At 70.0% G+C, this 25,015-nt stretch carries 29 protein-coding genes; 10 read left to right on the top strand and 19 right to left on the bottom strand.

Annotation, left to right across the window (positions count from 1 at the left end; all coding sequences use genetic code 11):
- The first annotated feature begins 106 nt into the window (after positions 1-106).
- The 3 genes from AAEM63_RS11830 to AAEM63_RS11820 all read left to right on the top strand — a co-directional run bounded on the left by AAEM63_RS11830 (position 107) and on the right by AAEM63_RS11820 (position 1,910).
- Complete coding sequence (locus AAEM63_RS11830) at positions 107-469, top strand: TIR domain-containing protein (RefSeq protein WP_341358477.1); 363 nt, start codon at positions 107-109, stop codon at positions 467-469.
- A 98-nt stretch (positions 470-567) separates the two neighbouring features.
- Positions 568-1,437: a caspase family protein gene (locus tag AAEM63_RS11825; protein ID WP_341358476.1), complete on the top strand. Its 870-nt coding sequence runs from the start codon at positions 568-570 to the stop codon at positions 1,435-1,437.
- Positions 1,434-1,910 (top strand): hypothetical protein, encoded by a 477-nt coding sequence (locus AAEM63_RS11820; RefSeq protein WP_341358475.1) that lies wholly within the window; start codon positions 1,434-1,436, stop codon positions 1,908-1,910. The genes AAEM63_RS11825 and AAEM63_RS11820 overlap by 4 nt, the downstream gene beginning before the upstream one ends.
- Positions 1,911-2,213: 303 nt before the next feature.
- Here AAEM63_RS11820 and AAEM63_RS11815 read toward each other — a convergent pair whose 3' ends face one another.
- From AAEM63_RS11815 to AAEM63_RS11755, 13 genes are all read right to left on the bottom strand, one after another.
- Entirely contained in the window at positions 2,214-2,996 is a 783-nt protein-coding gene (locus AAEM63_RS11815) for a hypothetical protein (RefSeq protein ID WP_341358474.1), read from the bottom strand.
- A 92-nt stretch (positions 2,997-3,088) separates the two neighbouring features.
- Positions 3,089-3,886, bottom strand: coding sequence for a MerR family transcriptional regulator (locus AAEM63_RS11810; RefSeq protein WP_341358473.1), 798 nt, complete (start codon positions 3,884-3,886; stop codon positions 3,089-3,091).
- 86 nt (positions 3,887-3,972) lie between these two features.
- Positions 3,973-4,590: a recombinase family protein gene (locus AAEM63_RS11805; RefSeq protein WP_341358472.1), complete on the bottom strand. Its 618-nt coding sequence runs from the start codon at positions 4,588-4,590 to the stop codon at positions 3,973-3,975.
- Between the two features lie 126 nt (positions 4,591-4,716).
- Positions 4,717-5,970 (bottom strand): TniQ family protein, encoded by a 1,254-nt coding sequence (locus AAEM63_RS11800; protein ID WP_341358471.1) that lies wholly within the window; start codon positions 5,968-5,970, stop codon positions 4,717-4,719.
- Positions 5,967-6,878: a TniB family NTP-binding protein gene (locus AAEM63_RS11795; RefSeq protein ID WP_341358470.1), complete on the bottom strand. Its 912-nt coding sequence runs from the start codon at positions 6,876-6,878 to the stop codon at positions 5,967-5,969. The genes AAEM63_RS11800 and AAEM63_RS11795 overlap by 4 nt, the downstream gene beginning before the upstream one ends.
- Positions 6,875-8,572, bottom strand: coding sequence for a Mu transposase C-terminal domain-containing protein (locus AAEM63_RS11790; protein ID WP_341358469.1), 1,698 nt, complete (start codon positions 8,570-8,572; stop codon positions 6,875-6,877). Before AAEM63_RS11790 ends, AAEM63_RS11795 begins: the two co-directional genes overlap by 4 nt.
- Before the next feature lie 202 nt (positions 8,573-8,774).
- Entirely contained in the window at positions 8,775-10,055 is a 1,281-nt protein-coding gene (locus tag AAEM63_RS11785; RefSeq protein WP_341358468.1) for an IS256 family transposase, read from the bottom strand.
- A 275-nt stretch (positions 10,056-10,330) separates the two neighbouring features.
- Positions 10,331-10,786, bottom strand: a complete 456-nt coding sequence (locus AAEM63_RS11780) for a class I SAM-dependent methyltransferase (protein WP_341358467.1) — start codon at positions 10,784-10,786, stop codon at positions 10,331-10,333.
- 167 nt (positions 10,787-10,953) lie between these two features.
- Positions 10,954-11,529 (bottom strand): CueP family metal-binding protein, encoded by a 576-nt coding sequence (locus tag AAEM63_RS11775; protein ID WP_341358466.1) that lies wholly within the window; start codon positions 11,527-11,529, stop codon positions 10,954-10,956.
- 132 nt (positions 11,530-11,661) lie between these two features.
- Entirely contained in the window at positions 11,662-12,633 is a 972-nt protein-coding gene (gene ccsB, locus AAEM63_RS11770) for a c-type cytochrome biogenesis protein CcsB (RefSeq protein ID WP_341358465.1), read from the bottom strand.
- Positions 12,633-14,354: a cytochrome c biogenesis protein ResB gene (locus tag AAEM63_RS11765; RefSeq protein ID WP_341358464.1), complete on the bottom strand. Its 1,722-nt coding sequence runs from the start codon at positions 14,352-14,354 to the stop codon at positions 12,633-12,635. The genes ccsB and AAEM63_RS11765 overlap by 1 nt, the downstream gene beginning before the upstream one ends.
- Positions 14,355-14,358: 4 nt before the next feature.
- Positions 14,359-15,165 (bottom strand): cytochrome c biogenesis protein CcdA, encoded by an 807-nt coding sequence (locus tag AAEM63_RS11760; protein WP_341358463.1) that lies wholly within the window; start codon positions 15,163-15,165, stop codon positions 14,359-14,361.
- Positions 15,166-15,169: 4 nt separating this feature from the next.
- A complete protein-coding gene (locus tag AAEM63_RS11755; protein ID WP_341358462.1) occupies positions 15,170-15,814 on the bottom strand; it encodes a TlpA disulfide reductase family protein in 645 nt (214 codons plus the stop codon).
- A gap of 253 nt (positions 15,815-16,067) precedes the next feature.
- On the opposite strand from AAEM63_RS11755, the gene AAEM63_RS11750 reads away from it, so the two are divergent.
- The 6 genes from AAEM63_RS11750 (at position 16,068) to AAEM63_RS11725 (ending at position 21,813) form a co-directional block, all read left to right on the top strand.
- Positions 16,068-16,688 carry a class I SAM-dependent methyltransferase gene (locus AAEM63_RS11750; RefSeq protein WP_341358461.1) on the top strand — a complete coding sequence of 207 codons (621 nt, stop codon included), beginning with the start codon at positions 16,068-16,070 and terminating at the stop codon, positions 16,686-16,688.
- A 140-nt stretch (positions 16,689-16,828) separates the two neighbouring features.
- Positions 16,829-17,245, top strand: a complete 417-nt coding sequence (locus AAEM63_RS11745) for a metalloregulator ArsR/SmtB family transcription factor (RefSeq protein ID WP_341358460.1) — start codon at positions 16,829-16,831, stop codon at positions 17,243-17,245.
- An 11-nt stretch (positions 17,246-17,256) separates the two neighbouring features.
- Positions 17,257-19,299, top strand: a complete 2,043-nt coding sequence (locus tag AAEM63_RS11740; protein WP_341361358.1) for a cation-translocating P-type ATPase — start codon at positions 17,257-17,259, stop codon at positions 19,297-19,299.
- 109 nt (positions 19,300-19,408) lie between these two features.
- The gene (locus tag AAEM63_RS11735) at positions 19,409-20,008 is read left to right on the top strand and encodes a cadmium resistance transporter (RefSeq protein WP_341358459.1); all 600 of its coding nucleotides are present in this window, start codon (positions 19,409-19,411) and stop codon (positions 20,006-20,008) included.
- Between the two features lie 277 nt (positions 20,009-20,285).
- Positions 20,286-20,714, top strand: coding sequence for a signal peptidase II (gene lspA / locus AAEM63_RS11730; protein WP_341358458.1), 429 nt, complete (start codon positions 20,286-20,288; stop codon positions 20,712-20,714).
- Between the two features lies 1 nt (position 20,715).
- Complete coding sequence (locus AAEM63_RS11725) at positions 20,716-21,813, top strand: DUF1918 domain-containing protein (protein WP_341358457.1); 1,098 nt, start codon at positions 20,716-20,718, stop codon at positions 21,811-21,813.
- Positions 21,814-21,882: 69 nt separating this feature from the next.
- On the opposite strand, the gene AAEM63_RS11720 is transcribed toward AAEM63_RS11725, so the two are convergent.
- From AAEM63_RS11720 to AAEM63_RS11705, 4 genes are all read right to left on the bottom strand, one after another.
- The gene (locus AAEM63_RS11720) at positions 21,883-22,044 is read right to left on the bottom strand and encodes a hypothetical protein (protein WP_341358456.1); all 162 of its coding nucleotides are present in this window, start codon (positions 22,042-22,044) and stop codon (positions 21,883-21,885) included.
- Between the two features lie 78 nt (positions 22,045-22,122).
- Positions 22,123-22,608: an SRPBCC family protein gene (locus AAEM63_RS11715; protein WP_341358455.1), complete on the bottom strand. Its 486-nt coding sequence runs from the start codon at positions 22,606-22,608 to the stop codon at positions 22,123-22,125.
- Positions 22,605-23,090, bottom strand: a complete 486-nt coding sequence (locus AAEM63_RS11710; protein WP_341358454.1) for an SRPBCC family protein — start codon at positions 23,088-23,090, stop codon at positions 22,605-22,607. The genes AAEM63_RS11715 and AAEM63_RS11710 overlap by 4 nt, the downstream gene beginning before the upstream one ends.
- A gap of 5 nt (positions 23,091-23,095) precedes the next feature.
- Positions 23,096-23,431 carry a metalloregulator ArsR/SmtB family transcription factor gene (locus AAEM63_RS11705; RefSeq protein WP_341358453.1) on the bottom strand — a complete coding sequence of 112 codons (336 nt, stop codon included), beginning with the start codon at positions 23,429-23,431 and terminating at the stop codon, positions 23,096-23,098.
- 91 nt (positions 23,432-23,522) lie between these two features.
- On the opposite strand from AAEM63_RS11705, the gene AAEM63_RS11700 reads away from it, so the two are divergent.
- The gene (locus AAEM63_RS11700; protein ID WP_341358452.1) at positions 23,523-23,957 is read left to right on the top strand and encodes a hypothetical protein; all 435 of its coding nucleotides are present in this window, start codon (positions 23,523-23,525) and stop codon (positions 23,955-23,957) included.
- A gap of 67 nt (positions 23,958-24,024) precedes the next feature.
- Here AAEM63_RS11700 and AAEM63_RS11695 read toward each other — a convergent pair whose 3' ends face one another.
- Positions 24,025-24,447 carry a VOC family protein gene (locus AAEM63_RS11695; RefSeq protein ID WP_341358451.1) on the bottom strand — a complete coding sequence of 141 codons (423 nt, stop codon included), beginning with the start codon at positions 24,445-24,447 and terminating at the stop codon, positions 24,025-24,027.
- Between the two features lie 114 nt (positions 24,448-24,561).
- Positions 24,562-24,978: a ChaB family protein gene (locus AAEM63_RS11690; RefSeq protein WP_341361357.1), complete on the bottom strand. Its 417-nt coding sequence runs from the start codon at positions 24,976-24,978 to the stop codon at positions 24,562-24,564.
- Positions 24,979-25,015: the final 37 nt, after the last annotated feature.

Here is a 25,015-nt window from a genome sequence, read left to right as displayed (position 1 = left end):
TAGTCGCTACGGGGTGTGTCGGAGGTCACTAGTACGCTCAATTCCGACTACTTCCCCTCCGGGAAGCACAACCTAGAGAAGCGAGCCGAAATTGACGTCCAAGACTGTGTTCATCGCCTTCGCCAAGGAAGACGAGACGACGCGCAACCTTTTCACCGGCCAGCGGGTGCACCCGGACACTCCGTTCGAGTTCATCGACATGTCAGTGAAGGAGCCCTACTCATCGCAGTGGAAGGAGCGCGTTCGCACGCGCATCCGGCGCTCTGATGGGGTCATCGCACTGATTAGCAGCAGCACGCCGGCCGCGACGGGGCAGCTGTGGGAAATTAAGTGCGCCGTCGAGGAGGGCGCCCCGCTGCTCGGCATCTGGATCGAAGATGGCTACCGCACCAAGCCGTCCCAGATGGGCTCCGCACCGTGCAAGACGTGGACCTGGGAAAACGTGTCCAGCTTCATCGACAGTTTGTGACCACTTGATGAAACGTGCACTGCTCCTCGGCATTGACCACTACGACAACTTCCCCGACTTGGGGGGGGTGTGCGAACGACGCCGCAGCGCTCCACCCATTGCTGGCTCGCAACGAAGATGACTCTCCGAACCTCGACTGCCGGGTCGTCACGGTACGTACCGCAAGGGACAGACTTACCCGAGACGACCTGCTCGCGCTCGTCGACGAACTGCTCGCTCCGGGCTCCGATTTCGCGCTCCTGTACTTCGCCGGTCACGGAGCGCCACTGAATGGCGACGTCGCCTTGGTAACCTCCGATGGCACCACCTCGACTCCCGGCGTTGCCTTCGCCGAAATTGTCGACCGAATCGGGCGTAGCAGCGTTAGTGAGGTGGTCGTGATCCTCGATTGCTGCTTCTCAGGCGGGGCTACGACCATCGGGGCGCTGGGCAATCAGCTAGCCAACCTCCGCCGCGGCCTCTCGGTTCTCACCGCAAGCCGCAACGACCAGGTGTCGATGGAGACCGCCGACGGGCGTGGGCAGTTTTCCACCTACCTAGAGGGCGCGCTGGACGGTGGGGCGGCCGATGTCCTTGGGCACGTCAACGTCTCCGGGCTGTACGCCTATCTGTCAGAATCGTTCGGTGCGTGGGAGCAACGGCCGACGTTCAAGGCGAATATCGACCGGTTGCACGACATCCGCATGTGCGACCCGCGTGTCCCGCTGCCCACCCTTCGCAGCCTCACTGAGTGGTTCCCGACGGCGGACTACGACTACCCGCTCGACCCGACGTACGAGCCCACCGAAGAGAGCAGCATTCCTGAGTACGAGAAGATCTTCTCCGGGCTGCAGAAGTACCGCGCGTGCCGGCTCATCGAACCGATTGACGAAGAGCACCTTTACTATGCCGCGATGCATTCCACCGGGTGCCGGCTGACCGCGCTCGGCAAGCACTACTGGCAGCTTGTGAAGGCCGGACGCATATGACTCGGCTCGGCGTCACCGGGCACCAGAGCATTCCGGCCCAAGCGATCGGCTACGTTACCGCCGGCATGCAGGCTGTCATTGCTGAGCAACGCCCACCGCTGGTGGGGTACAGCAGCCTCGCCGCTGGCACCGACCAGCTCTTCGCGCGCGAGCTCCTGGCAGCCGGCGGCGACCTGCACGCGGTCATCCCTTCCGGCGGGTACGAGGCGACCTTTTCCGGCCAGGACCACGACAACTACGCCAACCTGCTGAGCGCCGCAACGACCACCACGGTGCTTGAGTACCCCGGACCATCGGAAGAGGCATACGACGCCGCGGGTAAGTGGATCGCTGAGCACTGCCACATCCTGATCGCGGTGTGGGATGGGGAACCTGCACGTGGTCGAGGAGGAACCGCCGATGCTGTCGCCTATGCCCGAGAGCTTGGTAGAAACGTGCGCATCATCTGGCCGACAGGACTCTCCCGAGATTGAACTTGCGCGGCGTAAGGACGACAGCACTGCAACCGCGGGCGAGAGGGCGGTGACCGGACCGCCGGGCCGTCCATAAACGATCGTTTCTCAGACGACTCGGCGGAGCCGGTATCGGCGCCTCATTTTGCGTCCTCGACCCGTCTCAGAACCGGCCGTGTCGTTTGGAGGTTTTGCGACCCTTTCTGAGACGCTCGCCTCTGCGCGCACACGGCGCGTGTCATTTTCCGAAGTCGACTGCACGGCTTTCCGAAGTCACCTGCACTGTCGTGGGTGTACTCCCGATCTGGGTCGCCAGTGCGCGGGTCAGTGTGGGCGCCGTGAGCGGATCGCCGTGATTATCTCTTGCGCCGAGGTTGCGGGGTCGTCGACCTCAAGGGCGATGGCGCTGATCTGTCGTTCGCGCCGCCCGGTGAAGCTGCGCCAGGTCACCGGTTCGTCGAGGTCGATGTCGATGTTCGTTCCGCCGCCGGGCCCACCGAGGTTCAGCCGTTCGTCGGTCACTTGTCCACGGCGCCGTGGTCTCGCTGCCTGGATCTGCTCCAGCGGCACCCGCAGTGCCACGAGTGTGCCGTTGCGCAGAATCAGCTCCTCGTCGGTGATGAGGTGGGGGTGGGTGCGTTGGGCAGCCCACCAGGCCAGGATCCACACCACGGCATAAGCGGACAGGGTGAGCGCGAGCCACTGGAGCCAGGACCACGTGCCCAGGCGCTGCCAGGGCACGATGAGGTGAACCGCGAAGAGTTCGATCAGGCACACGGCGACCACCATGAGATAGACGCTGCCGCGCCCGGCGGCATACGAGATGGTGGTGTCCTCGCGGTGCTCGGTGTGGATGCGTCGTCGGACGAGCAGCCACAGGGCGCGGATCTGGCCAAGCTCAAGAAGGATCACGGCGGCTACGGGTCCGGGCAGGAGCGCACGTGCGGCGGCAGCGACGCGGTCGCCGTCGTGGGTGCGAGCGGCGCGCCACGCCAGCGCGAGGATGGCGGCGCCCAGGATGACCTCGACCGCAACGAGCGCCGCGACCGCAGTGCCGAGGTCGATCCGGCCACCGATCACGAGTGCGGCCTCGACGGCGATCAGCACGAGGGTCGCCCACCTCACCAGGCGGGCGGTCCGTCGAAGCCTGCCGGTCGGCGTCTCCTGCTCGGCCGGTCCGTGGGGACGCAGGTCGTTCCTCATAGCGACCTCCGGGAGAGTACGCGGTGCATGACCGCTCGGTGCGCCGGGTCGGGAAGAAGCGTGGCCAGCCATAGCCCGTCCTCACCGGTGCCGGCCGACCCCTCTGCCGCTTCTAGCGAGCCGATGAACCCGTCGATGTCGACGTCAACCAGCACGGACTCCAGCTGTGCGGCCGTCGCGTCGATCTCCTCGACGGCGAACTGCGGGTCTGCCCCGGTGAGCGCCTCGAGCCGTTCGGTCACCTCGACCAGGGCCACGGCAAGGCCGGGATCCTCGGCCACACGTCGGTAGACAGCAGCCAGTGACTCTTGGGCCTTCGCGTGAGCCAGACCGCTGTGCACCATGAGGTCCACGGCGGCCCGCTCGGTGCGCATCAAGCTGTGCGAGGCAGGCGCGGCGACCTTCGCGACGGCGTCCATGGCGCCGCGGAGATCGTCGTCGACGGCCGAGAGGGCCTGTCCGGACTGCACCCGGCGGAGCAGTTCGCGAAGTACGCGCTCCTGTGTGTCCAGCCGGGCGCGCTCGACCTCCACTCTGCCGAGGGCGGCGAGCAGCTGGCCGTCCAGGTCCACGTCGGCGGACCTGTCGTTCTGCAGCATTGCGGCGACCTCGCGCAGCGTCAGCCCGGCCGTGAGCAGCCACCGGATCCGCATGACGCGGACCAGGTCGGAGATGTCATAGTCCCGGTAGCCATTAGCCCGTCGGGCTGGCTCGGGCAGGACGCCCGCGCGGTGATAGTGGCGCACTGCCCTCGCGGTCGTGCCGGCCATCCTCGCGAGGTCACCGATCTGCATACTTTCAATCGTCGACCATGACGTCGCGTCAGGGTCAAGCCGGCGCTAGTCGCACCGCTCCACGCGTGCCATCAGCAGGGGGCTGTTCAGTGGTTGGCGCCGAGTAGTTTTGCTCCGTCTGGGCGCAGCTCTCCTTCCGGGGAGACGTGGCGGTAGAGGGTTTGGCGGGTGATGCCGAGCTCTTTGCACAGGGCGGCGACGTTGGTGTCTGGTTTCCCCATGGAGGCCATGGCGAGGCGGATCTTGGCGGGGGTCATCTTGTAGGGGCGTCCGCCTTTGCGGCCGCGGGCGCGGGCGGCGGCGAGGCCGGCGATGGTGCGTTCGGAGATGAGTTCGCGTTCGAACTCGGCCAGGGCGGCGAAAATGCCGAAGACGAGCTTGCCGGAGGCTGTGGTGGTGTCGATGGCCGCACCCTGCCCGGTGAGGACCTTGAGGCCGATGCCGCGGGTGGTGAGGTCGTGGACGATGTTGACCAGATGGCGCAGGTCGCGGCCGAGTCGGTCGAGCTTCCACACCATGAGGGTGTCCCCGGGCCGTAGCGCCTTGAGGCACGCGGCGAGCAATGGCCGGTCTTCCTTCTTGCCTGAGGCCTTGTCCTCGTACAGGGCGTCGGCGTCCATGCCGGCGGCGAGGAGGGCATCGCGTTGGAGATCGGTAGTCTGAGACCCGTCGGCCTTGGAGACCCGCATGTAGCCGACCAGCACCGCGCACCTCCGCGCCTGTCACGTATACGACCGATTACGTGACAGTACGCATCCGGAGGCTTTGCTGCGCGGAATATGTCACTTAACCCGGCAGGTATTCTACGTCACGCAAAGGTGCCGTCGCCTTTAATGTGATGAGGGCGTCCTCATGGCGGGCGGCGTGTCACGGGCGTGTGCCTCGGTCAGCGTCCGAGGAAGGTGGCGGTCGGGGACGCCCAGGGCGACCAGGTCCTCGCGGGTGCGTCGGAAGGTGGTCTCGCTGCGGGTCAGGGCGGTGAGGGTGGTCAGCAGCTGCCGTGCTGCGGCGGGGTCGCGCTGGGCGTCGGCGATGGCTTGGTTCGTCGCATCCTCGATCTCCCGCCAGTAGTCACGGCGGCGCTGGATCGGTGTGCTGCCGTCGGGAACGGGCCGGTAGGCCTCGGGGGACAGGAGATGGCCCAGGGTGCCGTAAGCGGTGACCTCGCCGGCCTTGACCAATTGGAGGGTGGTGGCGGCGGCTTCCAGGAGCATTCGCTGCTGGGGCCAGGGCAGTGTCTCGTAGGGGCGCCAGGGGCCCGCCATGCCGGCCCGTGGTGGATGACCGGCCACGTCCCAGAGGTGCTGCATGGTGCGCCGGGAACGGACGCGCAGGAGCGAGACGGGGGTGGAGAGCTCGTCGATCAGGGTGCGCAGCAGTCGAAACCACACCCCGACGTGCACTCGACGGCGGGGGAGGGGGACGAGACCGGTGCGCAGTCCCTCGTGGGTGAGCGAGTCCATGGCGATGACCGGGGCCGGTGCGGCGGTGGCGCTGGTGTCCTGCCTCGCCCAGGCGATGAAGGCCCCGAGGGCGCCGAGGGCCGGTTCGAGGCGGCAGCTGTGCTGCGGGCAGCTGAGCGTGAGTGGTAGCTGGGAGACAAGGGTGAAGCCGGAGCCGCCGGTCGTGGTGGTGCTCGCGCAGGTCGGGCAGGCCCGGCGCATCGGTCCGCGTCTGCGGTCCGAGGGCAGCCAGGCGCGCCAGCCGGGCACCTGCCGGCGGGGCCGTTCCTTGGCGGTGAGGAGCACCGAGTCCTGGTGGACGTAGGTGTCGAGTGCCGCCTCGGCCTCCGGTTCGACGTCCAGGGTGTCGAGCAGCCAAGGCACCCATCCGCTGATCGTCATCTGGCGCAGCTCGCCCAGGGGCACCCCGGTGCGCCGATGCAGGGCGCTGAGCACTCCGGCCGGCGGGTCCAGGTCCAGGGCGCCGCCGTCGTGGACCACCGGGCCTGTACCCGGTGGGACCAGGTCGTGGCGGATCAGTTCCTCGACGCTGAGCCCGTAGATCTCGGCCAGCCGGTTGAGCCAGGAGGACAGCGCCTCACCGTCGCCCGGTGGCGGGTGCAGGGGCCACCGACGGCTCATGCCAGCTCGCGTTCGAACATCCGGCGTCGTTCCGTGGGGCCGGCATAGGGCGCCAGGAGAAGGGTGCGCTGGTTGATGGCCTCCTCGCCGGACTCGATCGCGGCCACGGCGGCGTCGACGAGCAGGTGGGTGAGCTCGCCGATCGTGCCCTCACTGCGGGTCAGCAGGTAGCGGGCCATCTCCTCGGTGGCGATGGTCGATCGGCGACGCAGCGGGAAGGCGGCGGCGAAGCTGGCCAGCAGCGACCGTGTCTCCTGGTCGGACTCCCATCGGGGCAGGGTGAAGGGCTCGAAGCGGTTCTCGAGCTGGTCGTCGGAGCGGATGGCCAGGTACGCCTCGCGGGTGCCGACCCCGACCAGCGGGATGCGCAGCTCGTTGCCGAGGAAGCGGATGAGGTTGAGGAACTCCCGGCGGGTGTCGGACCGCCCGGCGAGGATGTTGTGCAGCTCGTCGATGACCAGCACCCGGACTCTCGCGGCCCGCAGCAGCGTCAACGCCACTGGCTCGATGTCGGCCAGGCGCTGACGCGGGCGTAGCGGCGCGCCGAGCGCGGCGAGCAGGGCGACGTAGAACCGGATCACCGACGGTTCGGAGGGCATCTGCACGACCAGCACCGGGATCTCCTCCCGGTCCGCGTGCGAGGTGGGTGGGTGGAGGCGGCGGAACTTCTCGATGATCATGGATTTGCCGTTGTTCGTCGGGCCGACCAGCAACAAGTTGGGCATCCGTTGCCGGCCCGGCCACGCATGCAGCGTCTCGAGCCGGTCCAGGGCCGCGGTGGCCCGGGAGTAGCCGATCCACCGGTCCGCGCGCACGTGCCGAACCCGTTCCTCAGCCGGGAGCCGAGCCAGAGCCCGGGCACTGTCGTGCAGGTGGTCCAGGGCGGCCGGGGCCAGGTCGTTGTTCACCACTGCTCGATCACCTCGAACGGAACCACGTCGGCGTCCATCCGGCCTTCTGCTGGTCGGCCCGCCGGGACGTCCTCGGGCGGGCTCACGAGCACTGGCGGTGCCGCGGCGGCCGCCGGCGGGTTGCGGTGGCGTCGTTCGGCGTCGCGGCGGGTCTTGCGGGTGGTGGCCCGGGCGGTCTCGGTGATCGTGCGCATCTGCTCGACCATCCGGAACAACGCCTCCTCGTCGACCTGCGCCCGTCCCTCGGCGTGCAGCCGCTCAAGCGCGCCGCGGTGCTCCCACACGCTCACCGCCGGGCGTGACAGGGTCCGGTAGGGCACCGGCAGGTAGGACCCGCCCTCGGGGTCGAGCACCCAGATGCGGCTGATGTCGCGCGGATCGCGGCGGATCACGAACCGGTCCAGCCGGTCGCGGCGGGCGATCCACGGTTTGAGCGCGTCGCTGAAGTAGTGCACGTGGTCGATGACGAATCCGGTGCGGGTCAGCGTCCGCCGGATCACCGGCAGGAAGTCCACCAGGAACGCCGTCTCGTCGGTGATCGTCACCGGTGCCGACGCGGCGGTGTCGGCGGCCCAGCGGGCCTGCGGGGTCTGCCGCGTCGTGCCGTGGACCTGCCCGTGATAGCTCGCCACCGCCAGGGCCAACCATCTCACCAGCTCCGCGACCGTCAGGACCGCCTTGGCGTCGGAGTCGTAGCTGCCGCGCTGGGCCGGGTTGGAGAACGTCGTGCCCGGCAGCTCGTGGACCATCTCCATCAGCGTGCCGACGACCCGCTCGATGATGCCGCCGTAGTGCGGACGCCCCGGCGGGCGGTAGCGCAACTTGATCCCGTGCTCCTCGCACCCGCGCCGCAGCGCCTCGCTCTTGAACTCCGCGGCGTTGTCCAGGTACAGCTCGCCCGGCTTGCCGGCCATCGGCCAGGCGGCCTCGATCCCGAGGCGCTCGAGCCAGGCCTGCTTGTCGGTGACCATGTGCGCCAGGCACAGCCCTGCCGACAGCGCCGAGGGCGCCTCCAACGTGACCACCAGCCCGACGATGCACCGGGAGAACACGTCGATCCCGACCGTCACGTACGGCCGCCCGATCGGCAGACGGTGCCGCTCGTCGACCACGACCAGATCCACCACGGTGTGGTCGATCTGCACCTGCTCCAGCACCCCGGTCACCGGCGGCACCCGTCCGCCGGCGGACTCCAGGGACCGGGCCCCGTCGGGGCCTTCCCGCGCCCGCACCGCAGCCTCCGGGTCCAGCCCGGCGATCCGCCGTTCGACGGCGCCACGCGAGGGTGCCGGCAACCCGCGACGCCGGCAGCCCCGCACGACCTCGCGGTGGACCACAGCGGTGGTCCTGCGCTGCCGGGTCAGGTACTCCCGGCGCAACACCTCCGCGACGATCGCCTCCACGTCGGCCGGCAGTCGCCGCCCGCCGCGGCCACCGGACGAACGGCCTGGAACCAGAGCCGAGACCACGCCACCGCCCTCGCGCCACCGGCGCAGTAGCACGTACACCTGACGCCGCGAGACGCCCAACTGCTCGGCAGCGCCGTCCACCGCCTCGCCCCCGACCCGGCCCACCTCGGCGAGCGGGGCGATCACCTCCGCCCGGCGCACCGCCAGCGCCCACACCTCATCCGGGACGGTCAGCAGACCGCGCTCAGCAACGCGATCCTCATCGACCGCCTCGTCGTGCACAGCACCATGGAACAAGGCACCGACCGCGCACACGAGAACGGACACGCCGGAAGATCACACTCCCGTGCACACCACACCGAAACGGCAGGTCAGCTGTGCACGCGAGTTCGGGATCTGACAAGGTGTCTCACTAAGCGGTGTGATAGAGCCCCGTGGTGTGGTGTAACTGAGCCGGCTGCGTGAGCGGCTCTGCTGGGTTTGACTATGCCGTCTTCAGGGCGGGCGCGTCGACCTCCTCGTCGGTGTGTCGGCCGGTGGTGATCGCGGTGGGTGCGGTCGGGTGCAGCTTGGTCATGGAGGCCTCGGAGAGGTAGCGGCGGTCGGCGGCCTGCCACTCGTCGTGGGCCTCGATCAGGACCGCGCCGACGAGGCGGTCCAGGGCGGGGACGTTGGGGAAGATCCCGACGACGTCGGTGCGGCGCTTGACCTCGCGGTTGAGCCGTTCGATGGGGTTGTTGGACCAGATCTTGGTCCAATGGGCCTCGGGGAAGTCGGCGAAGGCGGTGATGTCGGCCTTGGCGCCGAGGAGCATGTCCGCCACGGCGGGGAAGCGGCCGGCGAGCATGTCGGCGACGGCGTCGACCTGCTCGCGCACCGCCTTCGCGCCGGGCTGGGCGAAGATGGTGCGGATGGTCGCGGCGACCATCTCGGCGTTGCCCCGGGTGACCCTGGCCAGCACGTTGCGCATGAAGTGGACCCGGCACCGCTGCCACGCGGCTCCGGGCAGCACGGTGGCGATCGCGTTCGTCAGGCCGCGGTGGGCGTCGGAGATGACGAGCTGGACCCCGGCCGGGGAGGCCTCGGTGGTCACGGCCAGGCCCCGGTCGCGCAGGGAGCGGAGGAACTCGGCCCAGAACGCCTCGGTCTCGCTGTCACCGACCGCGTGGCCGAGGATCTCCCGGCGCCCGTCGATCGTGACCCCGGTGGCGATGACCACCGCCTGGGTGACCACCCGCCCGCCGATCCTGACCTTGCAGTGCGTGGCGTCGAGGAAGACGTAGGGGAACCAGGTGTGGTCCAACGGCCGGTCCCGCCAGGTGGCCACCTCCTCGTCCAGGGCGGCGCAGATCCTCGAGACCTCGGACTTGGAGATCCCGGACTCGATGCCCAGGGCGGTGACGAGGTCGTCGACCTTCCTCGTGCTCACCCCGTGGACGTAGGCCTCGCAGATCACCGCGTGCAGGGCCCGGTCGACCCGCCGGCGCGGGGCGAGCAGGGAGGGGAAGAACGACCCGGTGCGGGTCTTGGGGATCTTCACCGTGATGTCCCCGGTCGCGGTCGAGACGAGCTTCTCGCGGGTGCCGTTGCGCCGGGTCGTGCGCTCTGGCGTGCGCTCGTGCGGCTGGGCGCCGATGTGCGCGCTCGCCTCGGCGTCGATCAGGTCCTGCAGCGCCGAGCCGAGCAGCCGGCGCATCACCTCACCCTCCTCGGCGTGCAGAAGTGTGTCGAGCAGGGCAAGCAGGGCAGACTGGTTCTTGGCCATCGTGTGATGCCTCTCTACGAGTTCTTGGTCGTTCTCGCAGAGCCTCACGCGGTGGCCCCTCCATGTGTAGGACCGACACGACCGCCGTGTCCCGAAGGGCCCGAGGGGCCACCAGGCCAGTTACACCACTCGATGGGACTTACCCAGCGGTGTCTCAGAACCAAGGAACTGAGACGCCGCTCGTTTTCTCGAGTTGCGTTAGTCGGTTGGCTCTTTTTGTGCGTGGAAGCGCATGACCTGGCCGGCCCAACCGGTACGAATCGAGACGTCGAGGCCTACGTGGCGTGCTGTGGAAGCAAGTTCGGCAGGTGGCACCAGTTGGTGGGGTGATCGGTCAAGGAGGTGAAGCAACTTGGCCCTCGGGTCCTCCACCCGCACGGCCGGGGCGCCGGCGAGGCCGTCAGGTCATAGCCGATCAGCATGCCGCCTGGCTTCAGCACCCGAGCCGCTTCGGCTACCGCGGCCTGCCAGCGCACGACGTGATGGAGCATCAAGAAGCTGAGCACGAAGTCGAATGACGAGTCCTCGAAGGGAAGTGCCGTTGAGTCCGCCTGCTCCACCCTCGAGCGCGGGCTTTTGGAGAAGCGATTGCGCGCCGTGGCGACCATGCGCTCGTCGATGTCGGTCAGCGTCAAGCGAACCCCGGGCGACCGCTGCAGCAGGGCTGCTGCCATATCTCCGCTGCCAGCCCCCAGCTCGAGCACGTCGCCGCCTGACGTCTTGCCCTTCAAGAGCCCACGGCAAGACGATGTCGCGCGCGAAACGTCCCCACAGATCACTACGGCAGAACGCCGTTTCGATCCCGGACATCTTGGGCATAGGGAATCTCCGGCATAGGCGACTTGTGGCGGTGAGGCGTCCACTAAGTGCCCTCTAGGCGAGGGCAAGGTCAGTAGAGCTAGGCGAGTTGGAGGGACGTTATGCAGGTGGCGCCCTCGTCGGTGGTGGTGAAGTCCGCTGTGCCGGTGAGTCCGGCGTGGCTGACCTCGATGGTGCCGTCGACGTCGCGGGGGAGCCAGTAGCCGACGAAGCCGTTGTCGAAGGTCGTCGACTGCTCGTCGACCAGCACCGCACCGGTCGCGTCGTCGATGATCCGCACCTGGACGTTCTCCTCGGTCAGCTCGCCCTGGCAGGTGGTCAGGCTGTGGTAGAAGCACTCATGCGTCTGGTCCACGTAGGGCGCAACCGACAGGTAGAAGCGGTCCGCGGGCATCGCCAGGACCAGTTCCTGCTCGCCGTCGGAGAGCAGCAGCTCGTCAGGGCGTACGGAGGCCATGAGGTCTGCGGGTCGGTCGGCGCCTCCGAGCCGGTCCAGGTGGTCGATGATCTCCGTGGCGTCCATACCGGCCAGGTCGTGCGCGGCGAGGAGACCAGCCTCGGCGCCCGCCCCAGCGGCCGGAGTCGAGTCAGCCGATGCGCTGCAGCCGGCGAGGACCAGCGTCAGTGCCGCGGCTGCGAGCGGCAGTCGTTTCACGTCCATCTCCCTGTCTTTGTCTTTGGTTCTTCTTGCATTCGGTCGTGTTGAACGATCACGCCGCCCATCTGGAAACGACGCAAGGGCCTTCGTTAGCAAGCGAGCGGAGCGGGCATCACGTGGCTGGTGGTCTCAGCCGATGCCGCTGTAGGAGTGCAGGCTGTTGAAGACAAGGTTCACGAGGAAGTAGTTCGCCAGGATGGCGGCGAATCCGGTGATGGAGAGGTAGGCGGAGCGGCGTCCTTCCCAGCCGCGGGTGGCGCGGGCGTGCAGATAGGCGGCGTAGACGACCCAGATGACGAAGGACCAGACCTCCTTGGCGTCCCAGCCCCAGGGGCGGCCCCAGGCGTGCTCGGCCCAGATGGCGCCGGCGATGAGGGTGAAGGTCCACATCATGAAGCCGACGGCGTTGAGGCGGAAGGCGAGCCGTTCGAACTCGACCGAGGAGGGCGCCACGTCGAGCAGCCGGCCCCACAGTCCCCGCGCCTTGGTTTCTTCGTTCTGTTGGGTCAGCGTGGCCGTTGCGGCGCCGGATGCGGCTGCCGGGGCGGAGGCGCTGGTTGTCGTGTGGGCCCGGCGCAGCTCGGCGCGTTCTTGGACGAGCTGGATGATGGACAGGGTCGCGCCGATGGAGAAGACGCCGACGGCGAGGGTCGCGACGGACACGTGGATGACCAGCCAGTACGTCTGCAGCGCGGGCTGCAGGCCGTCGGCGCGCACATAGAGCACGGACACGGCGATGCCGAGCATGAGCAACACGGGCCCCAGGACGAACGCGCCGAGAAATCGCATGTCCCGGCCCCGTTGCAGGGCCAGGAAGATCACCATCGCCACAAGGGTGAACAGGATCGAGAACTCGTACATGTTCGCCCACGGCACCCGCCCGGCCGCCGCGGCGCGGGTGACCACGCCGAGCAGGTGCAGGGCGAACCCGAGCCAGGTGGTCGCCATCGCGATACCGGCGGCCCGGCGGCGACGCTGGGCGGGACCGCGGTCACGCAGACCGGACAGGTCGACCGCGAAGGCGACGAAGGCGACGAGGTAGGCGGCCATCGCGCCGTAGACCAGCAGGAGACTGACCTGGCCGAGGGGGCTTTCGGGCATCACTGTCCTTCCCGGGCCGGGCTGGTCCCGGCCGGCATGTCGTTGGCGATTTCTTGTGATGGTTGGGCGACGGGGTCACGCCTGCGCGGTTCACCCGAGGTGTCGCGGACCGTGCCGGCTGCGGAGAGCACGCGGGCGAGGTCGCGCGCCAGCCCGGGGTCGTCCCCGCGGGCCAGGGCCGCGGCGGAGACCGCGGTGCCCCCGCCGCGGCTGTCGGCCAGTCTGACCCACAGGCGCCGGCGCGGGACGAAGAGCGAGGCGAACAGGCCCACCAGGGCGGCGATCGAGGAGACCAGGAGGAACGGCAGCGTGGGGTCGTAGCGCAGATCCAGGGCGACGAAGCGGGGGAGGGCCTCGAACGTCACGGTCCCCAGCCCCTCGGGCAGCTCGATGCTCTGGCCGGGGGTGAGGAAGAGCGTCACCGGCCGCTGCCCGCCGTCGGCCGAGCCCGGTGAGCCGTCCTCGGCTTCCTCGTAGACCTGGCGCATGTCGTCGGTGTCGAGGACGTAGACGTTCTGCGGGATGCCGTCGTCCAGGCCCAGGTCCCCGGCCCACAACGTCAGCACCATGAGCGGGGCGGTGGGCTGGGGGTGGACCGAGTACGCCCCCGAGCCGTCGGGGGCCATCGCGGCCGTCGGCAGGAACGCCCCGGTCAGACCGAGCTGTTCTTGCCCGCCGGTGACGTCGGGGACCTTGATCACGCCCTTGGAGGTGTACACGGCGTCCTGCGGCAAGAAGGGCACCGGCCCGGAGAAGGCCACCTGCCCGGCCCCGTCGCGCACCGTGATCTTCGGGGCGAAGCCGTTGCCCATCAGGTACACGTTCGCGCCGCCGGCGTGCATGGGTTCGTTGACCTTGATCACCTCGGGGCGGCTGGTGCCGTCGGGCTCGGTGACGCGGACCTTCGCGGCGAAGTCGCGGGCCTGGGTGTCGACGGTGAACTCGGACTCGAAACTCTCCAGGGTGAAGGTGAAGGGCTCGAGCGAGCTGGCGTCGAAGAAGGTGCCCGGGTCGAAGGAGTCGTAGTCGACGACCGAGTTGGCGAAGGATTCGCCCTCGATGACCACCGCCTGCCCGCGGTAGCTGTAGAGCTGCCCGGCCGCCAGGGAAACCAGGATCCCGATCAGGGACAGATGGAAGACGATGTTGCCGCTCTCGCGCAGGTAGCCCCGCTCGGCGCTGATCCCGTCGCCGGAGACGACCGCCCGGTAGCGACCCTTCAGCGCGGCCATGACGGTGTCCTGCACCACGGCGCGGGGCTCGGTCACCACCCGTTCCTCCCGCGCCGGGAACCGGTCGAAGCGCCGGGGCACGCGCGGGGGCTGGGCGCGCAGCGCCCGCCAGTGCACCCGGATGCGCGGGAGGATGCAGCCGATCAGCGACGTGAAGAGCAGCAGGTAGACGGCGGCGAACCACGGGGAGCTGTAGACGTCGAAGAACCCAAGCCGCTCCAGCCACGGCGCGAGCCGGGGATTGTTCGTGAAGTAGTCATCGACCGCCGTCGGGTCCTGCGGCTCTTGGGGGAACAGGGATCCCGGTAACGCCGCGACCGCCAGGAGCAGCAGGAGCAGCAGGGCCACCCGCATGCTGGTCAGCTGCCGCCAGACCCAGCGCAGCCAGCCCCCGAGGCTGAGCCTGGCCCCCTCGGGCTGGACGGCATCCTGGTGGCCGTCCTGGCCCTGTCCGGCCTTGGAGGACAGATTCGTCACATCGGTGCTCACGGCGTCACACCACCGTCTGGAAGTTGGCGACCAGGCCCTGCAGGTACCCGGCGAGCAGGCCCCACAGCCCAGTGACCATGGCGATCCCGAGAAGTACCAGCAGGGCGCCGCCGAGGCGCTGGATGGTCAGCCGGTGCCGGCGCAGGAAGCCGAGCACCCGTGTCGAGCGGGAGAACAGCGTCGCCAGGACCACGAACGGCACCCCGAGTCCGAGGCTGTAGGCCAGCACGAGGACGGCCCCGCGGAGGGGGTCGGCCTCCCCGAAGGACAAGGTGAGCACGGCCGCCAGGGTGGGGCCCATGCACGGGGCCCAGCCCAGCCCGAAGACCACGCCAAGGAGGGGGGCGCCCCACAGGCCCTGGCGCGGCAGCGCGTGCACCCGGCGCTCGCGCTGCAGCAGCGGCAGGCGCCCCAGGAACGCCAGGCCCATGACGATCACGAAGACGCCCAGGACGCGCATGACCACATCGAGCCAGGGCGCCAGCAGGATGCCCGCCCAGGCGAACACCACGCCGAGCAGCACGAACACCGCGGTGAAGCCGGCCACGAACAGCATCACGCCGGCCAGCAGCCGGGCGTTGCCACCGAGCCGCCCGAGGCGCCGCGCGCGCCCAGTGGACGGCGGGGCCGTCGGCCCGCCGGTGGCCGTCGCGCCGGCCATGCCGCCGAGGTAGCCGACGTAGCCGGGCAGCAGCGGCAGCACGCACGGGGAGGCGAAGGAGACGAAGCCCGCGATCGCGGCCACCGGCAGGGCCGCGAGCATCGGCCCGGTCAGCACCGCGTCGGAGAACACCTGGCCAATCTGGTCCACTGGGTCAGGCCTCCTCGGCGAGCGCGTCGTCGATCAGTCCGCGCAGGATGGTGGGGTCGAACTGGCCGAGGATGCGGGCGGCCACCCGCCCCTGGCGGTCGAGCACGACCGTGGACGGCATGGCCTGCAACGGCACGAGCCCCTCGAACGCGGCGACGGCGCGCGCCCCCTCATCGTGCAGTGAGGGGTAGGGGATCTCGAAGGAGCGCTCGAACGCCTGGGCGGTGCCGACGTCGTCGCGCGGGTTGACCCCGAGCAGCTGCACCCCCTGGGCGGCGTAGTCCTCGGAGATGGCCACGAGGTCCGGCGCCTCCGCCCGGCAGGGCGGGCAGGCGGCGTACCAGAAGTTCACGACGACCACGTTGCCGCGCCAGTCGGCCAGGTCGAGCTCCTCCCCGCCGTACGTGGTCCCGACCAGGGTGATGGGTTCGCCCCGCTCGCCCGGCGCCCAGGTGGCGAAGGAGCCGTCCCCAGCGACATACCCCGCGCCGGCCGAGCTCTCCTGCGCGCCCCCCGGCGCGCAGGCGCCCAGCGCCAGCAGCGCTGCCCCCGCACCCAGACCGCCCAGCAGCGTCCGGCGGGTGATCGGCCGGGATGCCGAGACAGCAGTTGGTCTTCCTAGGCCGGTGGGCTTCGGGAACGATCGCACGGCTTGGGGGCTCCTTGGGTGCAGCAACGCGTCGCTCGCGGCGACGGTGGGGGTTCGCTCGATCTTCGCAGAGGCCGGCGGCCGGCTCGAAATGGCCGGTGGCCCGCTTGCTGCTGGATCTTGTGGGTTCTTGATGGCGTGTTCAGTGGCGGGTCGGTGCAGCCGTCCCAGACCGGGAAAGAACGTATCCCATGCTAACATCGGCAATCGTCGATGATAATTGGCGGGCGCGAGGGAGGGGCTGACGATGTTGATGAACAAGGTCGAGACCGCTGTGGTGAACTCACCACCCCGGCGGTGGCTGCAGCGCCTCTACGAGACACGGGCGCTGTTGCGGATCGGCGGCCGGTTGCTCCCCGGGACGCGCGCGCTGGAGATCGGGTGCGGCTCCGGATACGGCTCGCAGCTCGTCATGGACCACTTCGGCGCCGCCACCTTGGACGCCGTGGACCTCGACCCGGCGATGATCGAGCGCGCGGGGAAGCGTCTCGCTACTTACGGCGGCCGGGTGCGGCTCGCGCAGGGCAGTGCCACCGATCTGCTGGCGGCGCTGGATGCCGAGGACGGCAGCTATGGCGCTGTGTTCGACTTCGGGATCGTCCACCACATCCCGGATTGGCGGGCCGCGATCGCCGAGGTCGTCAGGGTGCTGGCGCCGGGCGGGCGGTTCTACTTCGACGAGGTCACCGCCCATGCCCTCGCGCGGCCCAGCTACCGGCGGCTGTTCGACCACCCGATCGAGGACCGATTCACGGCCCAGCAGTTCCTCGATGAACTGACGCGCCGTGGGCTCGTTGTCGTCGGATCGACTACCCGGATTCGCGGCGACTACCTGCTCGGTGTGGCCGCCAAGACCGTCCCGGCCCGGGTGTGAGAGGCGCTGCATGCGTCCTGGCGGTCGACGGCAGTGCCCGCGGAGTGTTGCGTGCCGCACGTGCCGACCGCCCACCGCGATCAAGCACGTTGCAGTGCTAACATCGAGAAAACGCGATACCACCAGAGGGGGTCCCGGATATGACTGATGTGACTGGGGTAGTTGCTACCACCAAGCCAGTTGATCTGGCGCCGGCGGCCGCGCTCTTCCACGGCCTGTCGGACCCGACCCGGTTGGCGATCTTGCAGCACCTGACGGTGGGGGAGCACCGGGTGCGGGACCTGACCGAGCACCTGGGGCTGGCGCAGTCGACGGTGAGCGCGCACCTGGCGTGCCTGCGCGACTGCGGCCTGGTGGACTCCCGCCCGCAGGGGAGGGCCTCGATGTTCTCCCTGACCACCGCCCCGGAGCTGCTCGAGGTGCTCGCGACCGCGGAGAAGCTGCTCGCCGCCACGGGGTACGTCGTCGCGCTGTGCCCCAACTACGGCATCGGCACCACCGGGAACCCGGCCCCGGAGGACCTGAAGTCCCACCCCGCGGGGGAGAGTGAGCAGTGAGCGATACCAAGATGACCCGCCGGAACGCCGACGACGAGGACTACGTCGACGACGTCAACGCCGCCCGTGACGACGATGATGACGACGACGATGACGACGAGGACGTCGACCACATCTGGCAGGTCGGGGAGATCCGCCTCGGCGTGCTGTCCGGGGTGCTGCTGCTCGCCGGGTTCCTGCTGGGCCGGGCCGGCCAGGAGGGCTGGGAGCTCGGCCTGAGCATCGCCGCCCTGGTGACCGGCGGGGCGACGTTCGTGCCGGAGACGTTCGAGAAGCTGTTCAAGGGCAAGATCGGCGTCGGCCTGCTCATGACCATCGGCGCCGCCGGCGCCACCCTCCTTGGCCAGGTGGAGGAGGCCGCGACGCTGGCCTTCCTGTACTCCCTGGCCGAGGGCCTGGAGGAGTACTCAGTCGCCAAGACCCGCAAGGGCCTGCGCGCCCTGCTCGACCTGGTCCCGCGCGAGGCCACCGTCCGTCGCGACGGCACCGAGCTGGTGGTCGACCCCGCCGAGCTGATGGTCGGCGACCTGATGCTGGTCAAGCCCGGGGAGCGCCTCGCCACCGACGGCATCATCCGGACCGGCCGCACCGCCCTGGACACCTCCGCGATCACCGGGGAGTCCATGCCGGTCGAGGCCGGCCCCGGCGATGAAGTGTTCGCCGGCGCCATCAACGGCACCGGCGCCCTGGAGGTCGAGGTCACCACCACGGCCGAGAACAACTCCCTGGCCCGCATCGTCCACATCGTCGAGTCCGAGCAGTCCCGCAAGGGCGCCACCCAGCGCCTGGCGGACAAGATCGCGGGGCCCCTGGTGCCCGGCATCCTCATCGCGGCGGTCCTCATCGCCGTGCTCGGTGCCATCTTCGGCGACCCCGACCTGTGGCTGCAGCGGGCCCTGGTCATGGTCGTCGCCGCCTCCCCGTGCGCGCTGGCCATCTCCGTGCCCGTCACCGTCGTGGCCTCCATCGGCGCCGCCAGCAAGCACGGCGTCCTGGTCAAGGGCGGCGCTGCCATGGAGACCCTGGGCAAGGTCCGCACCATCGCCCTGGACAAGACCGGCACGCTGACCCGCAACGAACCGGTGGTCACCGACGTCGCCGCGGCCGCGGGCCACACCCGTGAGGAGGTGCTTTCCCTGGCCGCCGCCCTGGAGGCACGCAGCGAGCACCCACTCGCCCGCGCCATCCTCGCCGCGGCCGACACCGTGCCCGCCGCCGAGGACGTCGAGGCCGTCACCGGCGCCGGCCTGACCGGCACCGTCACCGGCCGGGCGCTGCGGCTGGGCCGCCCGGGCTGGGTCGAGCCCGGGACGCTGGCCGCGGACATCACCCGGATGCAGCAGGCCGGCGCCACCGCCGTGCTCCTCGAGGTCGATGGTGCCGTCGTGGGCGCGATCGCGGTGCGCGATGAGCTGCGGCCCGAGGCCGCCGACGTCGTCGCCGACCTGCGCGCGCGGGGCTACACCGTCGCGATGCTCACCGGCGACAACGCCATCACCGCCAAGGCCCTGGCGGCGGATGCCGGCATCACCGAGGTCCACGCCGACCTGCGCCCGGAGGACAAGTCCCGCCTGGTGGGCCAGCTCCGCGCCGCCGGCCGGGCCACCGCCATGGTCGGCGACGGCGTGAACGACGCCCCCGCCCTGGCCACCGCCGACCTGGGCGTGGCCATGGGCGCCATGGGGACCGACGTGGCCATCGAGACCGCCGACGTGGCCCTGATGGGCGACGACCTGCGGCTGCTGCCCGGTGCCTTCGCCCACGCCCGCCGCACCCGGCGGATCATCCTGCAGAACGTCGTGCTGTCCCTGGTGCTGATCGCCATCCTGATCCCGCTCGCCTTCGCCGGCGTGCTGGGCCTGGCCGCGGTGGTCCTCGTCCACGAGATCGCCGAGGTCTTCGTCATCGCCAACGGGGTGCGGGCCGGCCGCTCGAAGGACCTGCGCACCCTCGCCGCCCCGACGACGACGTCGCCGGCCGCTGCGACGCCCGCCGCCGCCCACAGCGGACAGGGGCCGGCGGGCACCCACCCGCCGGCCCCAAGAATCCCCTAAGAATCCCGGCCGGGGAGGGCCGTGGCCGCACGACCACGGCCCTCTTCCGTGCCCGGTCACCGCACACCCGTGCCGGCACCACGCGCCGGCGCCTCACCGAAAGGCAGTCATGGATCTGCTCACCCCGATCCTGCAGGCGATCGGCCTGTTCCTGGCCACCAACATCGACGACATCATCGTGCTGTCGTTGTTCTTCGCCCGCGGCGCCGGCATACGCGGCACCACGGCGAAGATCATCGCCGGTCAGTACCTCGGCTTCGGCGCCATCCTCGCCGCCTCCGTCCTCGTCTCCCTGGGCGCGGCCACCTTCCTGCCCGAGGAAGCGATCGCCTACTTCGGCCTCATCCCGCTGGCGCTCGGCCTGCTCGCGGCCTGGAAGGCCTGGCGCGGGGACGACGATGACGACGACGAGAAGGTCGCCGGCAAGGCGATCAGCGCGTGGACCGTCGCCGGTGTCACCTTCGCCAACGGCGGGGACAACATCGGCGTCTACGTCCCGGTCTTCGTCACCGTGGGCACCGGGGCGATCGTGGCCTACTCCATCGTGTTCCTGGCCCTCGTGGCCGTGCTCGTCCTGCTGGCGAAGTTCGTGGCCACCCGGAAGCCGATCGCCGAGATTCTCGAGCGTTGGGAGCACGTGCTGTTCCCGCTCGTCCTGATCGGCCTGGGCGTGGTCATCCTCGTCGAGGGCGGCGCCTTCGGCCTGTAGGCCACAGGACGACCTCGGCAAGCTCTCGAAGGAGCAAGCGTGACCCACTCGCATCCGCACCCCCCCCCGACCGCAGACGGCTGGCAACCGCCTCCACGATCACCACGACCATTCGGCTTGCCGAGGTCGTCGGCGATGACACCGCGGTCCTCTCGCCGGCCGCCCGGGCGGTCGAGGTCCATGAGATCACCAAGGCAGAGGGAGTGTCCGCGTGACCACACAGGAACCCACGAAGACGATCGGGGTGACCCGGGCGCGGGCCGCCTTGGTCGCCACCGTGACGCTGCTGGCCGCGGTTGACCTGGGCCTGAAGGCATGGGCGGGCACGGCCCTGGCCGACGGCCAGTCGGTGGACCTGGGGCTCATCCAGCTCCGCCTCGCCTTCAACCCTGGGGTGGCGTTCAGCCTCGGCGCCGACCTGCCCGCTGGTGTTGTGCTCGGCGTCACGGGGTTGATCGTTGTCGCCTTGGCGGTCTTCGCGTGGCGGGCTACCCGCACCGTGACGCTGCCCGCGCGGCTGGCGCTGGCCGCGGTCCTGGCCGGCGCGGTGGCCAACCTGGTCGACCGCGCCGCCGATGGGGTGGTGACCGACTACCTGCATAGCGGCTGGTTCCCCACCTTCAACCTGGCCGACGTCTTCATCACGGCCGGTGCCGCGGCGCTGGTCCTGGTCAGCCTCACCGGCAGCGACAGGGCCGAGGACTAGCGTGACCGGCCACGGTGAACGCGCGGCGGTGAGGCGGGGGCTCGCCCTCGCGTGGTTCATCGTGGTCTGGGACGTCATCGAGGGCGTCGTCGCCGTGACCGCCGGGGTGATGGCGAACTCCATCGCGCTGATCGGGTTCGGCATCGACTCGGCCATCGAGGTCTTCGCCGCCGCGGTGGTGATCTGGCAGCTGCGGGCCGGCGCCCGGGCGCGGCAGCGACCGGCGCTGCGCGCCATCGCGGTCACCTTCTACGCGCTGGCCGCCTACGTGGCGTTCGAGTCCGTTCGTGATCTGCTCACGCAGGACAAGGCGGGGGAGTCCCTGCTGGGCATCGTGCTCAACGTGGTCGCCCTGGTCGTGATGACCCCGGTCGCGGTGGCACAGCGGCGGACCGGGCGGGAACTGGACAACCCGGTGCTGGTGGCGCAGTCCACCGAGACGTGGATGTCCAACGCCCTGTCGGTGACGGTCCTGGTGGGGCTGGGACTCAACGCCGTGCTCGGCTGGTGGTGGGCCGATCCCGCGGTCGCCCCTTCCCTGACCGGGCCAAGCGCGCCAGAGTGGAGTCACGAGCAGGAACGGGAGACGACCGGAGGAGTGGTCATGAGGGCTCAGCGTGGAGACCACATCGTTCTCGCGGCGGAGCACGTCGGGGAACCGGTGCGCGACGGCGAGATCGTCGAGGTGCGCGGCAGGGACGGCGAGCCGCCCTACCTGGTGCGATGGAGCGACGGGCACGAGGGACTGATCTTCCCCGGACCCAGCGCCGAGCTGCGCACCACGCACACGGAGGCGGAGTCCGCGGCGGCCGAGGTCGGCGAGCTCCGGCCCGTGCACGAGTGGCAGGTGCGGGTGTCCGTCTTCGAGCAGGGCGACGACACGACGGCCAACGTGGCCCTCATCAGCGACGCCCTTCCGGGCATCAGTGCGAGCGGGGAGAGCCGTCGCAGCCCGGCCGACCCTCGCGTCTCGCGCATCGGTGACGAGGTCGCCGTGGCACGAGCCCTGCGCCACCTCGCCGACCAGCTCATGGACCGCGCGAGCCACGAGGTCGAGGACGTCACCGGCGAGGAGGATGTGATCATCCGACCTCGGTGAGGGTGTCGGCGAGCACGTGAAGCAGGCGGGGGGACGACCCGCACGCGAGCGCCTGCCTGTGGGCGAGCGCTACCCGAGGACGACCAACGCCGCGACGACGGCCGCGACGACGAGCATCGTCGCGGCCCATCGTGCGAGGCTCCACCCTGCCGCCGGGCTCGTCCGCGGTCGCATCGAGCCACGCTCGGCCCCTGGCTCGAACCCGGGCGGGATGTGCTCGCCGTCGAACATGGCCGCTCCTTCCCCGGTGGAAGAAGTGTGCGCCGTGGGCGACGTCGAGGGAAGGCGTCACGGGGGTCGAGGAAGACGTCAGGTGGCGGGAACCTGCTCGGCCAGGAGCTCGTCGAGCCGCTCGTACCCCTCGGTGATCCCGCCCTCCATGCCGTCGGCGAGGTACCGCTCGCGGGCCTCGAGGCTCGGGTAGACGGACCGTCCGGTGAGCCGGCAGCGACCGCCGGGCAGGTCCTCGAACCTCATGTACTCCAGGGTGACGACGTCCGGGTAGCCCTCGTACTCGAAGGTCTGGAGGACGAGCTCGGCGGGCCGCACGGTGTGGAAGACCCCGCGGAAGGCGTGCTCGACGCCGTCGTCGCCGTGCTGGATGAACCGGAACGTGCCGCCCGACCGGCACTCGTAGCGCTCGACCCGCGTGCTCAGCCCCCGAGGGCCGATCCACCGCGCGAAGAGGTCGGGGTCGGCGTGGGCACGGAAGACCTCCCCGGCCGTGTGGTCGAACTCGCGGGTGTACTCGGTGAACGGCGCGGCGTCGGGGACGGTGAGCGTCATGGCGTTCATGCCGCCACCCCCTCGGCGAGCAGCTCCTCGAGGCGGTCGTAGCCGTCGCCGAGCCCCTCCTCCATGCCGGACATCGCCATGCCGTCCCGGGCCTCCACGGACGGGTAGACGCTGTGGCCGGTCAGCCGGCACCGCCCGTCGCCGAGATCGGTGAAGGTCAGGGACTCGATGCTCACGACGTCGGGGTAGCCGTCGAACTCGAAGGTCTGGATGGCGAACTCGTTCTCACGGACGGTGTGGAAGATGCCGCTGAAGGCGTACGAGTGCCCGTCCGGACCCGTGTGGTGGTAGCGGTACGACCCGCCGGTACGGAAGTCGTAGTGCTCCACGCGGACGTTCGTCCCGCGCGGGCCGAGCCACCTGGTGATGAGCTCGGGGTCGGCGTGGGCCCGGAACACCTCGGGCACCGGGTGGTCGAACTCGCGCTCGTAGTCGATGAAGGGCAGCCCCTCCGGGACGGAGAGGTGAAGGGCGTTGCTCATCTCGTTCACTCCTGCTGGTTGGTGGTGCGGAGCACGGCGTCGAGCGAGCGGTACTGCGCCTCCTTGACCAGCCGGTAGCGGTCGATCCAGGAGGTCAGCTCCTCCAGCCGTGCGGGGTTGAGGTGGACGGGCCGGCGCTGGGCGTCGCGTGTGCGCGTGACGAGCCCGGCCGACTCGAGGACCTGGATGTGCTTCGAGACCGCCTGCTTGGTGATCGCGAAGGGCTCGGCCAGCTCGTTGACCGTGGCCGGCCCCCGGCTGAGCCGGGCGACGATCCGACGGCGGGCGGGGTCGGCCAGGGCCATGAAGGCCCGGTCGAGGAGCTCGTCGTCGTCGGCCATGTGATCAACGTCCTTGTTGTTCAATCAATCGGTTGACTACAACGATGCGCCTCCTCGTGGCGGCTGTCAAGCCCCCTGCTAGCGTCGGTTCATGGAGCACCAGCGCGAGACCCGGCCGGCGGTCTCCCGCGGCCGGACCGCCGCGCGACTCCTGCTCGGTGCGGTGCTCCTGCTCGCCGGCACCGGGCACCTCACGGTGGCCCGGGAGGAGTTCCTCGCCCAGGTGCCGCCGTGGCTGCCGGTGGACGGCGACACCGTCGTCGTGGCCTCGGGCGCGGTCGAGCTGGCACTGGGCGGCGCCCTCGTCGCGCTGCCGCGTCACCGCGTGGTCGTGGGCTGGGTGGTCGCCGCGTTCTTCGTGGCGATCTTCCCGGGCAACGTCTCGCAGTACCTCACCCGGACCGACGCCTTCGGCCTGGACACGGACACGGCCCGGGCCGTCCGGCTCCTCGGTCAGCCCGTCCTCGTGGCCTGGGCGCTGTGGTCGACGGCGGCCTGGCGTGACCGGAGGTGGTGGCGCGGCTGAGCGCGCCGGCCGGTCCGGTCGGTGGCCGTCGTGGCCGTCGTGGCGGTCGCCGCGGCCGGTGGGCCGGCTACGACGGCTGGCCGCCGTCGCCCGCGATGTTGACCATCCAGGTGACGCCGAACCTGTCCTGGCACATGCCGAAGTAGTCACCCCACGGCGCCTTGTCCAGCGGCATGGTGGCGGTCCCGCCGTCGACGAGCTTGTCCCAGTAGCCGCGCAGCTCGGCCTCGTCCTCGCCGCTGAGCGACATGGAGATGCGGGAGCCGTCGTCGTACCCCATGGCGTCGGGCGTGTCCGCGGCCATGAGCGTCAGGGCACCAGCCTCGAGCTGGCCGTGCATGATCTTGTCGGCCTCGGCGGGGTCCTCGCTCGCCTGGAACTCGGCGAAGGTGCTCACGGTCAGCTCGCCGCCGAAGACGTCGCGGTAGAACTCGAGCGCCTCGCGGGCGTTGTCCTTGAAGCTGATGTACGGGTTGAGCCTGGTGGTCATGGGTCCTCCTCGCTCGACGTTGTCGGCGCAAGTCTGGACCTCTCGGGCCGTGCTGACCAGGGTGTCGGGCGGGCGGTCGCCCACCCCCGGCCCCTCGCCCGACGGTGGGTGCCGTCAGCGGCTCTTGCGCGTCTCCTTCGCGTTGGCCCGCTGGATGGCGTCGACGAGCTCGTCCTTGCTCATCCTCGACCGGCCGGAGATATCCAGGCGCTTCGCGACGTCGTAGAGGTGCTCCTTCGAGGCGTTGGCGTCCACCCCACCCTTCGTGCTCCCCGCGGAGCCGCGGCCCCCGGCGGCCTTCTTGTCCGACGGCCCCTTCTCGTCCTTGGCCTCCCAGTGGTCGCCGACCTTCTCGTAGGAGTGCTTCAGCGCCGAGTAGGCGGTCCGGTTGGCCCGCTCGCCCTCGCCGTACGTCTCCGCGGCGGAGTCGTGCGCCTTGGCGAAGGTGCGCTGCGCCTTCGCCCCGGACTTCTTCAGCGTCGAGGGCAGCTCGCTCTGCTTCGCTGAGCCGTCCTTGTTGGTCTTCGGCATCGCTTGCCTCCCGTGCGTGCGGCGGGCGACGACGGCG

Origin of the sequence: Georgenia sp. M64, from assembly GCF_038049925.1 — a bacterium.
GTDB lineage: Bacteria > Actinomycetota > Actinomycetes > Actinomycetales > Actinomycetaceae > Georgenia.
Note: the sequence above shows the minus strand (reverse complement) of the source record. Positions and strands in the feature narration are given on the sequence as shown.

Excerpts from the sequence above, each read along its gene's own strand:
- AAEM63_RS11700 (WP_341358452.1), top strand. The coding sequence starts at position 23,523 with ATGGAGCACCAGCGCGAGACCCGGCCGGCGGTCTCCCGCGGCCGGACC.
- AAEM63_RS11750 (WP_341358461.1), top strand. The coding sequence starts at position 16,068 with ATGAACAAGGTCGAGACCGCTGTGGTGAACTCACCACCCCGGCGGTGG.
- AAEM63_RS11735 (WP_341358459.1), top strand. The coding sequence starts at position 19,409 with ATGGATCTGCTCACCCCGATCCTGCAGGCGATCGGCCTGTTCCTGGCC.
- AAEM63_RS11695 (WP_341358451.1), bottom strand. The coding sequence starts at position 24,447 with ATGACCACCAGGCTCAACCCGTACATCAGCTTCAAGGACAACGCCCGC.
- ccsB (WP_341358465.1), bottom strand. The coding sequence starts at position 12,633 with ATGCCCGAAAGCCCCCTCGGCCAGGTCAGTCTCCTGCTGGTCTACGGC.
- AAEM63_RS11715 (WP_341358455.1), bottom strand. The coding sequence starts at position 22,608 with ATGAACGCCATGACGCTCACCGTCCCCGACGCCGCGCCGTTCACCGAG.
- AAEM63_RS11720 (WP_341358456.1), bottom strand. The coding sequence starts at position 22,044 with ATGTTCGACGGCGAGCACATCCCGCCCGGGTTCGAGCCAGGGGCCGAG.
- AAEM63_RS11740 (WP_341361358.1), top strand. The coding sequence starts at position 17,257 with ATGACCCGCCGGAACGCCGACGACGAGGACTACGTCGACGACGTCAAC.
- AAEM63_RS11690 (WP_341361357.1), bottom strand. The coding sequence starts at position 24,978 with ATGCCGAAGACCAACAAGGACGGCTCAGCGAAGCAGAGCGAGCTGCCC.
- AAEM63_RS11745 (WP_341358460.1), top strand. The coding sequence starts at position 16,829 with ATGACTGATGTGACTGGGGTAGTTGCTACCACCAAGCCAGTTGATCTG.
- AAEM63_RS11820 (WP_341358475.1), top strand. The coding sequence starts at position 1,434 with ATGACTCGGCTCGGCGTCACCGGGCACCAGAGCATTCCGGCCCAAGCG.
- AAEM63_RS11785 (WP_341358468.1), bottom strand. The coding sequence starts at position 10,055 with ATGGCCAAGAACCAGTCTGCCCTGCTTGCCCTGCTCGACACACTTCTG.
- AAEM63_RS11710 (WP_341358454.1), bottom strand. The coding sequence starts at position 23,090 with ATGAGCAACGCCCTTCACCTCTCCGTCCCGGAGGGGCTGCCCTTCATC.
- AAEM63_RS11810 (WP_341358473.1), bottom strand. The coding sequence starts at position 3,886 with ATGCAGATCGGTGACCTCGCGAGGATGGCCGGCACGACCGCGAGGGCA.
- AAEM63_RS11800 (WP_341358471.1), bottom strand. The coding sequence starts at position 5,970 with ATGAGCCGTCGGTGGCCCCTGCACCCGCCACCGGGCGACGGTGAGGCG.
- AAEM63_RS11705 (WP_341358453.1), bottom strand. The coding sequence starts at position 23,431 with ATGGCCGACGACGACGAGCTCCTCGACCGGGCCTTCATGGCCCTGGCC.